Origin of the sequence: Olleya namhaensis, assembly GCF_900114005.1 — a bacterium.
In the GTDB taxonomy this organism is placed as follows: domain Bacteria; phylum Bacteroidota; class Bacteroidia; order Flavobacteriales; family Flavobacteriaceae; genus Olleya; species Olleya namhaensis.
On the sequence record NZ_FORM01000006.1, the window covers coordinates 97,655 to 110,047 of the forward strand.

Here is a 12,393-nt window from a genome sequence, read left to right on the forward strand (position 1 = left end):
AATTAGCTACATATTTAAGTAATTATTGCTTACATTTGTAGTATTATGAATTATATATCTAAAAACATAAAACACTTAAGAAGTCTCAAAAAGCTATCTCAAGAAGGTATTGCTGAAGAGTTACAGGTAACTAGGTCACGTATTGGCTCTTACGAGGAGAACCGCTCTGCGCCTACTATCGAGTTTTTAATTGCGTTTTCCGATTACTTTAAAATACCGATAGATATTTTATTGCGTAACGACTTGACTAAAGCCAAAGACTTCTCGTTTATCGAGCTGAATAACCAACGGGTGCTGTTTCCGATAACGGTAGATAATGATAACGAAAATTTAATTGAAGTTGTTCCTGTAAAAGCCTCTGCTGGGTATTTAGCTGGGTATGACGATCCGGAATATATTGAGCAACTACAAAAAATAAAATTGCCTTTTTTACCCACCGGAAAACATCGTGCATTTCCTATTAAAGGAGACTCTATGCTACCCATGAAAGATGGGGCGTTTGTTATTGGACGTTTTGTAGAAGATAGAAGCGAAATTAAAAGTGGTCGCACCTACGTATTAGTCACTTTAAATGATGGTATGGTTTACAAGCGTGTTTATAATAATATCGATTTAAACAACTCTTTATTGCTAGTATCGGACAATAAAACCTATAACGGTTATAGTGTCCCTATTAATGAAGTTTTAGAGATTTGGGAATTTACCTGCAGTATTAACACACAAGAATACACAGAAGAAGAGCTAAAAATCAGCAGTATTTTAGGCATGTTTAATGAACTGGGTGTAGAATTAAAAGCTTTAGAAAAAACGTTAAGATGATGTATACAATTATTGATGTTGAAACTAGTGGTAGAAGTAACAAGATTACTGAAATCTCTGTTTTTAAATACGATGGTAAACAGATAATTGACGAGTTTACTTCTCTTGTTAATCCTGAGGTTTTAATCCCTGATTATATTACGTCTTTAACAGGAATAGATAACGGAACAGTTGCTAATGCACCCACGTTTGCCGAGGTTGCCAATGACGTTTTATCCATTACAGAGGACACCATTTTTGTAGCCCATAATGTTAACTTTGATTACAATGTTATAAGAAACGAATTTAAGGCGTTGGGCATTGATTTTAATCGAAAAAAGCTTTGTACGGTCCGCTTATCTCGCAAATTATTACCCGGTCATAAATCCTATAGTTTAGGTAAACTATGTACCGATTTACATATTAATATTGTAGACAGACACAGAGCACGTGGTGATGCTGAAGCAACCGTTGTTTTGTTTGATATATTATTAAATCAAGAGGATGCTGAAACTGTTTTTGGTGACTTTCTAAAAAAGACATCCAAAGAAGCTACTTTACCTTCTCATTTACCGACTGCTGTTTTTAATAATTTACCCAATACTGCCGGTATCTATTATTTTAAAAATAAAAAAGGACAGATTATATATGTTGGTAAAGCAAAAGATATTAAAAAACGTGTTTTAAGCCATTTTTACAGTAAAGCGCAAAAATCGTTGGACCTTTGTCGTGAGACCTCCGATATTGACTTTGAACTATCCGGAAGCGAGCTTATTGCCTTATTAATGGAAGATGCAGCAATTAAGCAACATTATCCTGAATACAATGTTATTTCTAAACGCGCACCAAAAGCCTATGCTATATTTAGTTACGAAGATAGACAAGGCATAAAGCATTTAGCGTACAACACTCTAAAAGCAACACCAAACAGCATTCAAACCTTTTCCAGTATTACCGATTGCCGACAGTATTTAGAAAAAATGTGTGCTCAATTTGAATTGTGCCCAAAATTTTGCCACTTACAAGATGGTGTTGTACAATGTTCGCATTATAAAATAACAACTTGCAAAGGTGTTTGTGCTAATAAAGAACATGTGACAGATTATAATTTGCGTGTCATCTCCGCAATTGATCACATTAATAACAACAAAGAAAACGTAGTATTAAAACAACAAGGGAGACATAGCCAAGAAGAAGCTTTTGTTTTAATTAAAAATAGTGTCTACTTAGGATATGGCTTTATTGACAAATCAGAACAAATTAACTCCCCTGAAGATCTAGAAACCTTTTTGATTCCACAAAAAGATAATTTAGATGTACAGAAGATATTACGTGGCGTTTTAAAGTAATATGTATTGAGACTTGAAAGTCTGTTGTAAATTTATTTAAAGACAACATTCTTATTTTAGATCTAATGGGTTAAACAATTGGATGCAATGCAATGCAATCGCATTATATTTAAACAAAAAATATCACCAAATACAGTGATAAAAAAAAGTTGAATTACTTTTATATTGCAGTCAATTATTGAACCTTTTAAAATAAAAGCAAATAATTACTATTGACCACAGATATAAAGGACAACAACATATGATTCCAATAGAAGACGCTAATAAACACATTAAAAAACACCAAAAACCAAAAGTTGATCGTTTTGACTTTAGACAATTTTCTACGCCATATAGAGTGTTAGGGAAAATTTTAGGTGGTGTAGAAAAAGATAAACGTGTTTGGTATAATGTAACAGATTTTATGGAGGCTTTTGACAGTCCAATCACTGTTAACCCTTGGGCAAATCAGGAAGGTATGCGTTTAGCCATGCAACTTTATGGTGTTGTACAAGCACCTTATTTGGCTGCCATGTGGGATTTTATGAACACGCTACCCTATCAAACAAACTATAACAGAAAAGCCTTTAGATCTAAACCTTCTAAAACTGTTCTAATTAATAAACTAAACTATTTTACTCGGTTTTTACAGTTTAGCCGTATGGGTTTTTGCGGACTATCACTACAAGAACATTTTCAATATAGTGTCTATCATCCTAATGCAAACAGTATTTTTTTAGCTACTGTATTGCATAATGCCGGAACTATGTTTGATCCGTTATTAGACGACATTATTCAAGCAGAAGATGAGATTGGTGGTATTAGCGCAGATATTATAAAAGCCTTGCTGTTGTCTGAAGACGAAAAACATTGGGAACTAGTCGCTAAATTACTTTTAGCAGCACAACGCCAAGAAGGCTTACGACAAACCATCCTAGAAGCCTTAGACCACTCTAGTCTTGGTGCACTTAAATATATAATTAATGTTGTATTAGAAAACGACCTTACCCGCTTTAGTAGTGTTACTAGAGCTGTAAGCACTTGGTTTGGTTTAAATTGGGAAACACCTAAAAAATCAGTAATTAATCGTGTATTGGATTTAGCACAATCTTTAATTCTGAATCTAAAATCAGTAGACACATTGCTTGAAAGCAAAGATAATTTAGAGGTTTTAGTAGCGTTATGGTCTATTGGAATTTTGGATGTAGATACTGCAAACAGAAAAGCATTAGACCTTGTTTTTGCTTCTGAAGATAGAAATAAGAAAATTTTAGCCTTGTATTTTATCTCGACAACAGAAAAAACAAACGACGCTTTAGTACCTTATTTTATTGAAAATTTAGGAAAAGATTACGCTTTAGACCATTGGATGGCAGTTAATTTACCATCAACGACTTTAGATAATACAACTTTTGACAAACTACTAAACGTAGCAAAAAACGTTACCGAAAAAGGAACATCCTTTGAAAGCAAAATTTTCTCTTGGTGGTCTTTTACTCCTGGTCCAACATACTTCTTTCAGTTTTTAATTAATAGCGCTACAGAGCAGCAATTAGAGTTAATGGCTACTGATTTTGAGGCATTCCCTACAGAATATAGAGAAGCTTACATTCGTAAAGTCTTTCCTAAACATTACAGTTATTCCTTTTACAATTACAAACAAAGTCAAGAAAGTAAAGTCCGTTTAAAGTTTGATCACAACTCATGGAAAAGAGCCTTAGCTAGAAAAGCCATTTATAACAGAAATGAGCTGGTTATGGCTACGGGACTAAATATCTTTAGTAAAATGCACCTTTATGATGCCGATTTAGAGATTGCGGAAGATTTACTAAGACGTAAAAACAAAGGCTTACGTACTGCCTTGATACATTTAATAGTTAAACTACCTGTTGACCGTTTAAGACATAGTACTACAAATTTAATCACTTCAAAAAATGTAGAACAACGTATTGCTGGTTTAGAAATATTAACGCTTTTACACGACGATAATAGGCAACCCGAATTTATTGAACAACACATAAAAGACTACAATCAACGACCTAAAATCACTAAAAACGAACAAGTTTACTTAGATAAGTTTTCTGACACTACAGAAGAGTATAACTTTAGTAATGGTTTTGGTGTCATTGATTATAACAACCTAACACCACTTTACCAACCACAAGCACATTTTAAAACAAAGAAGAGCAGTTTCTTTGATAAATTAGGAATCTCTACGTCAAAATCTTCTGAATTTAAATTCAAAGAATTTATAGATACTAGTAAAATTATTACTCAAGTTAATCATTTAATTAGGCTAGTTTCTGAAAATGGAAACTACGAATATCAAATGGAAAGCTATCAAGGCGAAACACGTACACTTTTTTTAGAAAAAGGATTGTATGACATGAAGCGTTTAGGCGAATCTCCAACACCTGAGGAGCATTTACACAATATTCCGTTGGCAAAATTATGGATAGAATGGTATGAAAAAAGTCAACTTAATGATTTTGAAATATATGCTGCAATACGCTACATAAACAACCCTAGTTATCCTTTTGGGACTTATAAAGCTTTAGAGCCTTTTGTAAGGCAATATTACCCAGATTTAAACGGTTTAAATCTAGGCGTTACTAAAAACTATTCTAACAGATTAAATACTTACAACACTATTTTAAAACGCTTGTTTAGGGTTTACGCAGACACCAAAACTATGGGATCTTTCAAGTTTTCAATTTTTGAGGACATGATTGCTAATTTCCCTAATAAATACAAGCTTAAAACTTTTCAGGACAGCGACAAATACTATACAACAACATACCATTGGACTAGTATTATCCTTCCCTTAACACCAAGTTTCAGTCTTAATTATTTAAATCAATTTTCTAATAAAGAGCTTTTAAAATATTGGTGTCTTAACATGTATTTAATTGCTCAAAACATGTCTCATCCGGATGTTGCTACAGATATAAAAGTCATTACTGAAAGTAATAAAAAGCCACGTAATTTAGAATTTCCTAATATAGAAATCACCTTAAATCTTTATAAAAAAGGCTTAATAAAAGACGACGACTTACTGTTTCAAGCCCTACATTCAAAATCATTAATGACGGTTATTGATGGTGGTTTTAATTACAGGATGAATTACAAAAATGGCTTTGAACGTGACATGGTACCTAAGCACGTTTTTCTTCCTTTAAAAACTAATTTATTAGAAACCGAATTAGAGCGTGGTGATTTAATTACGCCTGCTACAGAATATATAAATTCCATCCATAAAGTTGAAGGTGTAGACTATGTTTTTAGAGTTTTAGAACGTTTAGGAAAAGATAATTTTGAACGTGGTTACAGTTATTACGGAGACAGTAAAAAAACTATTTTTAGTAATATCTTAAAAAAGACAACCTTTAAAGACACGGAAAGCTATGCCGATTTTGAAAGATTGGCAGACCAAGCTAATTTACCTAAAAAACGATTAATAGAACTAGCGTGTTATGCCACGCAATGGGCGGAAGTTGTTGGCCAATATCTTAACATAGAAAGCCTAAACAATGCAGTTTGGTGGTTTCAAGCACATGCTTCAGATTATATGAACAGCGAAAAAGAAACCATTATTTCGCGTTATTCTAACATTCCAAAAAGCGATTTCGCTTTGGGCGCTATAGATATTGATTGGTTTAATAAAGTATATAAAACACTAGGAAAAGCCAATTGGAAACTACTTCATGATGCTGCTAAATATATCTCTGATGGTAATGGACACCGACAAGTAAAACTATATTCTAGCGTCATGTTAGGCGAAGTAAAAATCACAGAAACACTTAAAAAAATTAAAGACAAGCGCGATAAAGATTACGTACGTGCATTGGGATTAATTCCGTTAAGTAAAACCATTCCTGAAAAAGATTTACTAAAACGCTATAACCTACTCCAAGATTTTTTAAAAGAAAGCAAACAATTTGGTGCCCAACGTCAAGAAAGCGAAGCTGCTGCAGTCGCAATAGCATTAGACAATTTATCTCGTAATGCAGGTTACAAAGACCGCGTCCGATTTAGCTGGGCAATGGAAGCTAAAGCCACAAAAGCCATTATGGAACAAGCAATTGTTACTATTGATGACACGGTAATAGCACTTATAATTACAGATCTTGGTAAAACTACAATCAAAGTAACAAAAGCAGATAAAGTCTTAAAAAATATTCCTGTTAAACTGCGTAAAGACAAACAAGTAATTGCCTTAAAAGACAATAAAACGTACTTATCAAAACAGTACAGTCGTACGCGTTTATCATTAGAAAACGCGATGGTTAATCAAGACCAATTTACAGCACTCGAAATTCATAATATGATGCAACATCCTATTGTAAAAGCGATGTTAACTAAATTAGTGCTGATTGTACCAGAAAAAGAAATCACAGGATTTTACAACTCAGGTAACTTAACAGATGCAACCGGAACAACGCATCCTTTAAAAGAAGACGACGTGTTACTTATTGCACATGCTTCGCATTTATACCAAGCAGTACAATGGGATCTTTACCAAAAACAGTTGTTTGCAGCGCGTATTACGCAACCATTTAAACAAGTGTTTAGAGAATTGTATTTAATTACTGCGGATGAGCGTGAACATAGTAACCGATCAGAACGTTACCAAGGTCATCAAATACAACCTAAAAAAACCGTTGCACTTTTAAGAAGTCGTGGTTGGACAGTAAGCATGGAAGATGGTTTGCAAAAAGTATATCACAAACACGGGTTTATTGCCACAATGTACGCTATGGCAGACTGGTACTCGCCTTCTGATGCGGAAGCGCCAACATTGGAAGACATTTGTTTTCAATCTATAGACAACTACAATCGTATTCCGTTAACAGAAATTCCTGAAGTTATTTTCAGCGAAATCATGCGCGATATTGACCTAGTTGTAAGCGTCGCTCATGTTGGTGGTGTCGACCCTGAAGCCAGCCACAGTACTATGCAAATGCGAGCTGCTTTAGCTAAGGCTTCTGCAAAATTATTCAAACTAAAAAATATTACTGTAAAAGAGCGTCATCTGTTTATAAAAGGGACTTTAGGAGACTATAGTATTCATTTAGGAAGTGGTCAAGTCAGCAAAAACGGACTATCATTATCCATCCTTCCAGTACACAGTCAGCATAGAGGTCGATTATTTTTACCATTTGTTGACGACGATCCAAAATCTGCTGAGATTATTTCAAAAATGAAATTACTGTCAGAAGACAACAAAATCCAAGATCCAACTATTTTAGCACAGATAAATAGTTAACTTTAAATTATTAGGGCGTTACCTCGCTTAGGCGAGGTCGGGCTTTCTGTTGCAAGTCCTCGTGCTATCGCACTGTGGGCTTTCCACGACAATCCCTAACGCAAAAAAAATAAGTATAGCATGATATTTACGTTACAACTAAAAAGATTAGGTAAGAAAAAAGTAAAAGAAGTCCCTTTTACATTAGATCATACACCCAAAAATTTAGAAGAATTATTAATCGCATGTGTCAAAAATCAAGTCGATGCTTTTAACACAAAGCGCACAACTGTAAATGTCATTGGATTTTTAACGCCTAGACAAATTCAAGAACAAGCCCAAAGCGGTAAAGTCGATTTTGGAGAAATTACCAATACTAATTTGGCCAACCAACAACTAGCAATAGACAATGTATTACTAGCCTTTACAGACGGATTATTTGTTGTATTTGTGGATGATCAAGAGATTACCGACTTAAAAGCACCTTTACAATTAACCTCAGAAAGCGTCATTGCTTTTATAAGACTAACCTTTTTAGTTGGTACTTATTGGTAAAAACTATATTTGATGTAAACGTTTCACTTTCACACACAAAAACCTTTTAGGTAAAGGCTCTTTCAATTAATTGATACTAAAACCATTCACCTAAAAACATTAATTCTAGACAAATAATTTAGATTTCATATTACATAAACACCTAATTTTGCAAAATAAAATACACACTACAGTTTAGCATTTTTAAGGCAAATGATTAAAATTATAAAAGCAACTTCTGAAGATTCAGAAATAATTGCAACATTAGGACAACAGACCTTTAGAGAGTCTCATGGTAACAGTGCGCCAAAGGAAGATATTGACCGTTTTATTTTAAACACTTACAATAAAGACACTATTTTTAAAGAGTTTGAAAACAAAAAGGCGCTATACCATTTACTGTATTACGATAACCAATTGGCAGGATTTTCTAAAATTCAGTTAGAAACGCCTAACGATAATATTACCGACAAAAACATCACCAAATTAGACAGGATTTATCTTTTAGAGGCTTTTCAAGGCAAACAATTAGGTGTTACATTGTTGGATTTTAATATTGCACTATCTAAACAACATAATCAAAAGGGGTTGTGGTTAGTCGTTTGGGTAGAAAATAAAAAGGCCATTCAGTTTTATAATAAAATGGGCTTTAAAATAGCTGGAGCTTATAATTTTAATATTTCAAAAACACATAGTAATCCTAATCACGTCATGTTTTTAGAGTATTAATATTATTATTTTTTAAAACTATAACCATAAGGTGTTTACAAGCGTATAACACCTTTTTTTATGCTCAAAAAGCAAACCATTAAATCTGTAAATGGCTGAATACCGTGATAATAAAAACAGCGTTGAATTATAAATTTGTAGTAAATAATTAAACAAATAGTATTATGAGCAAAGTCATTCACGGAAAAGAAAAATCTCAAGAAGAATTGGAAAAAATCATTGAGCAAACAAAGCAAAGTGATCAAAAAATCTATCCAATTTTAAAACCAGGACATTGGGTTGGTCTTAAAGCAGGCGCTTTAAATTCTAATTTAATAAATTCTGATAACGGACCTAAAGTTGTTATTGGTTACGGTATAGATACTCCAGATAATTTTGTGTTTTTAACAAAAAAACACTTAGAAACTATGGATGGTCAACAAATCACGCAACAAGCATTTCAAAACTTAGAAAATTACGAAACCGTATTTGAATATTCTGAAACATTTGATAACAAAGTAGTCACCTCTAGCGGTAATGATTTTTCTAGCGAAAGAATCTTATCCGTTTCACACATGCTAAAAGCGCACGAGATGTTACAAGCAGATGAGTTACTTGTATCATTAGCACGACGTACGTGTATGATGGCTATTTCTAGAGATGCAGATCAGGAGTTACTAAATAAGTTTGTATACCTACATGAGTACACTTGGAATGACGACAGTTTTGGAAATGCAGAGATCTCTGATATTTTATTTATTGTAAAAGAAGGACGTATTACAGGACATATTCCATTATCAGAATAAAGAAGCGTAAAAAAAGAAAAACAAGAAGTATTTACCGCTATTTAAAACCAACTAACGGTAAATACTTTTTAATAATTTAAAATTAAAAGATTTGAAATATTTAGACTTTAGTATTAATGGCAGAATCCAAAACTTAATGGTTGATGTGTTTGATGCCATAAGTGGATCCAAAGAACCACAACTTAAAATTAACGAGCTTTTAGAAACCAGGAGTATCTTTGAGTTGATGTTTGAAATAGTTAATGCAACAGGGTTTTATAATCAAGATGAAAATTTTAACCTGATTAAAGCCTTAAATATTGACACAGATAATGTTGATTTTGAAGATGCTTTATACGCAACTTGGGTCACTATGGGTAATAATTTAAACACTTCAAAAACACAGGAGGAGTTTAATGCTAAGTTTGCTTTATTTGTACCTATCATACTTAAAAAGATGGACGCTATTAACCGTATTGCGGTCTAAGCAACACCTTTTAATTTTACCTTTTTAAATTCTAAAAAACACAGTTATAGCAGTATTGTTTTTTTAACTATAACTCAAAAAAAAGATCAATTACAGCTTTGTAGTTGGTCTTTTTTATATGCTTAAACTTGAGATTTATTAGTTTAAAATTTATTCAGAATAGGCTTTAATTAATTTGCTCAAGGTCCATTTGGTTTTAAACAAGCTGCCATCATCATGACGAAAAATATACAATGTTTTACCATCATGTCTATCTATAAATAATAAATCTCCTGATGCATTATTACCAATAGTGATGCTGCTGGACAACATTAACATGGACCATTTTTTTTCTTTTTGATCATAAACAGTAGGACCTAAAATAGTTTTTAAAGTCTTAACGTAGCCTTTTAAAGCGCGCGCTTCGCTAACTTCTAAACCGTCTATGTTAGTTAATGCAATCATTTTTTCAAAACTATACAGTGTAAATGTATCATCTTCAATAGTGACTGTTCGTGGTTGCTCTGTAATAAATGCATTATACTTTTTATTAAACAAGTTTCCGGCGTCTTCAACTGATTCTATAATTAAATTTGTTTCCATTTGTATTATTTAAAATGCTTGTTAGTTTTAATTCATTATTCGTTTTTACTGTACAGACTAATCACTAATCAAATCATATACATTGTCTGCATTAACCACTGATATAGGTTGTAATACTGTATTTAAATACGTCGTTTTTATATAGTCAATTGTTTCGTTTCGGACACCAAACACAAAATTGGTACTGACGTTGCCAGCACCAATATGCATGGCGTTTCCGTAGTTATTATAGTCTGATCCAATTAGCATATAGTCATCATAGTCTGCTTCATATTTAAACTTTAACTCGTAATCATGTCTCATGGATTGATGCCTTAAAATAATTACGGTGTTATTTATAACTTTTAACCGTTGTTCCACAGCAGTGTAAATAAAAGCGTAGGTCAAATTACCTGTTTGGTTTTTAAGCTTAAACGTACCATCCGTTTGTCCTTCAAATATGGCAAGCGTCACACGTGTTGCATCAGCATAATCTTTACTTTCCATCCCATTGGACAATAACACGACGTAGTCATAAATTCCGTCCGTATTTAGATCGGCTTTGACTTTATTAAACTTACCTCCTGACCTGATAATGGCATAGCCTTCTGGAATAAAACCTTGTAAATCTTGCACTACACTATTTTGTTTCTCTTGAAATCCTAAAGTCTTTTTTGAAGTTTTAGAATCAACCATTTGATTATTACAAGACGTCAAAACAATTAAAATAAGTAGTACTGTTAGTTTGTGTATTGACATTGGTTTAGGGTATAAATACTTTTAAAATTTACTTAAGGTTAACTACAAGTCACTTTTACGTGTTTCTATTGTTTTTATAAGAGCATCGATGTCATTCAATTTTGCTTTGTATTCGCTTTTAATAGCTATTTGAGACGCTTCAATTGCTTTACTAGAATCGTACTCCAATTGCTCCATTTTTTCTTCGGTTTTAAATGTTTTTTCTTGTTTTGTAGATTTAAATAACAAGACCGAAGCTTCGTTAGATCTTTCTAAATCTTTTACAGACATGGTTTTAAGCGTACCCAATTGTGTTAATGATAATGAATCTGATGCCACACGAGTATCATTCAGCGAAAGCGTAAAATTTACAGCAGGTAAACTACGATACACCACGCCTTCTAATGGTTTTTGAGTACTTACTGATGGTAAACTATCCGTTTTAGGCATTGGAAACTCTAGCGTCACCACATCGTTTAACGTCACTTGTTCTCCAAAAAGATAATCGGGTGCGATGGTGTGATAGATTTTATCGTTTTTTATTTCAGACCAGTGACCTTGATTGGCGTATCGTTGTGATGGATCAATAATAACCGTATATTTTAGCTTTGTTTTTTTTATGTAACGCTTTACGTCATGACCTGTTCTTATCGATTGTTTTTTGTATAAATGCAATAGCTCTAATGTAAACTCGGCTTCATCTTTAGTCGTGATTTTTGAAATATTATTCTTTATTTCTAAAACCGAATTATATGCGCCTACTTCAATATTAGAATCCGTTAAAAAGGATAAGGTGTTACCCTTTTTTATGTGATTAGCATCAATTATTACCGTGTCTTTTGCAATACTATTTTGTGCAGTTTCTCCCGTATTTACAAAAAAGGCATCTGATAGTTTTTGACCCGTTATAAAAAAAGTTTGTGATGTATCTGCTACCAATAATTTTGTGATTTTGATAGGATCCTCAATAGTCACTTTAGCGTTATTACTTATAAGCGGATGATTAGCGCTAGTTTTATACAATTTTGGTTCGTTTAAAGTATAAATAATCTCTAATTTTAATAGGTCTTTTGATAAGTGGTAAGCCACCTCATCTCCTGTTAAAACAGAAGTGTCAGCATGCATAACCGTGTAACTTTTTTGGTTGCAAGACATTAATAAAACTAATAATAAGGCGAAAAAAAATATTGGTTTTTTCATAGTAAAAGC

10 protein-coding genes are annotated in these 12,393 nt (G+C 32.9%); 7 read left to right on the plus strand and 3 right to left on the minus strand.

Annotation, left to right across the window (positions count from 1 at the left end; all coding sequences use genetic code 11):
• The first annotated feature begins 45 nt into the window (after positions 1–45).
• The 7 genes from BMZ09_RS10540 to BMZ09_RS10570 all read left to right on the plus strand — a co-directional run bounded on the left by BMZ09_RS10540 (position 46) and on the right by BMZ09_RS10570 (position 9,885).
• Positions 46–819: an XRE family transcriptional regulator gene (locus BMZ09_RS10540; protein WP_090840314.1), complete on the plus strand. Its 774-nt coding sequence runs from the start codon at positions 46–48 to the stop codon at positions 817–819.
• Complete coding sequence (locus tag BMZ09_RS10545) at positions 816–2,147, plus strand: exonuclease domain-containing protein (RefSeq protein WP_090840317.1); 1,332 nt, start codon at positions 816–818, stop codon at positions 2,145–2,147. Before BMZ09_RS10540 ends, BMZ09_RS10545 begins: the two co-directional genes overlap by 4 nt.
• Before the next feature lie 241 nt (positions 2,148–2,388).
• Entirely contained in the window at positions 2,389–7,392 is a 5,004-nt protein-coding gene (locus BMZ09_RS10550; protein ID WP_090840319.1) for a DUF4132 domain-containing protein, read from the plus strand.
• A gap of 120 nt (positions 7,393–7,512) precedes the next feature.
• Complete coding sequence (locus tag BMZ09_RS10555; protein WP_090840321.1) at positions 7,513–7,926, plus strand: hypothetical protein; 414 nt, start codon at positions 7,513–7,515, stop codon at positions 7,924–7,926.
• Between the two features lie 192 nt (positions 7,927–8,118).
• A complete protein-coding gene (locus BMZ09_RS10560) occupies positions 8,119–8,634 on the plus strand; it encodes a GNAT family N-acetyltransferase (RefSeq protein WP_090840323.1) in 516 nt (171 codons plus the stop codon).
• A 164-nt stretch (positions 8,635–8,798) separates the two neighbouring features.
• A complete protein-coding gene (locus tag BMZ09_RS10565; protein WP_090840325.1) occupies positions 8,799–9,419 on the plus strand; it encodes a DUF1444 domain-containing protein in 621 nt (206 codons plus the stop codon).
• Between the two features lie 91 nt (positions 9,420–9,510).
• A complete protein-coding gene (locus BMZ09_RS10570; RefSeq protein ID WP_245741131.1) occupies positions 9,511–9,885 on the plus strand; it encodes a hypothetical protein in 375 nt (124 codons plus the stop codon).
• A gap of 150 nt (positions 9,886–10,035) precedes the next feature.
• On the opposite strand, the gene BMZ09_RS10575 is transcribed toward BMZ09_RS10570, so the two are convergent.
• The 3 genes from BMZ09_RS10575 to BMZ09_RS10585 are packed head-to-tail and all read right to left on the minus strand — an operon-like array spanning position 10,036 to position 12,384.
• Positions 10,036–10,467 carry a hypothetical protein gene (locus BMZ09_RS10575; protein ID WP_090840329.1) on the minus strand — a complete coding sequence of 144 codons (432 nt, stop codon included), beginning with the start codon at positions 10,465–10,467 and terminating at the stop codon, positions 10,036–10,038.
• Positions 10,468–10,524: 57 nt separating this feature from the next.
• Positions 10,525–11,205 carry a hypothetical protein gene (locus tag BMZ09_RS10580; protein ID WP_143067813.1) on the minus strand — a complete coding sequence of 227 codons (681 nt, stop codon included), beginning with the start codon at positions 11,203–11,205 and terminating at the stop codon, positions 10,525–10,527.
• Between the two features lie 42 nt (positions 11,206–11,247).
• The gene (locus BMZ09_RS10585) at positions 11,248–12,384 is read right to left on the minus strand and encodes a hypothetical protein (protein WP_090840333.1); all 1,137 of its coding nucleotides are present in this window, start codon (positions 12,382–12,384) and stop codon (positions 11,248–11,250) included.
• Positions 12,385–12,393 lie beyond the last annotated feature (9 nt).

Excerpts from the sequence above, each read along its gene's own strand:
- BMZ09_RS10565 (WP_090840325.1), top strand. The coding sequence starts at position 8,799 with ATGAGCAAAGTCATTCACGGAAAAGAAAAATCTCAAGAAGAATTGGAA.
- BMZ09_RS10545 (WP_090840317.1), top strand. The coding sequence starts at position 816 with ATGATGTATACAATTATTGATGTTGAAACTAGTGGTAGAAGTAACAAG.
- BMZ09_RS10555 (WP_090840321.1), top strand. The coding sequence starts at position 7,513 with ATGATATTTACGTTACAACTAAAAAGATTAGGTAAGAAAAAAGTAAAA.
- BMZ09_RS10575 (WP_090840329.1), bottom strand. The coding sequence starts at position 10,467 with ATGGAAACAAATTTAATTATAGAATCAGTTGAAGACGCCGGAAACTTG.
- BMZ09_RS10585 (WP_090840333.1), bottom strand. The coding sequence starts at position 12,384 with ATGAAAAAACCAATATTTTTTTTCGCCTTATTATTAGTTTTATTAATG.
- BMZ09_RS10560 (WP_090840323.1), top strand. The coding sequence starts at position 8,119 with ATGATTAAAATTATAAAAGCAACTTCTGAAGATTCAGAAATAATTGCA.
- BMZ09_RS10580 (WP_143067813.1), bottom strand. The coding sequence starts at position 11,205 with ATGTCAATACACAAACTAACAGTACTACTTATTTTAATTGTTTTGACG.
- BMZ09_RS10540 (WP_090840314.1), top strand. The coding sequence starts at position 46 with ATGAATTATATATCTAAAAACATAAAACACTTAAGAAGTCTCAAAAAG.
- BMZ09_RS10550 (WP_090840319.1), top strand. The coding sequence starts at position 2,389 with ATGATTCCAATAGAAGACGCTAATAAACACATTAAAAAACACCAAAAA.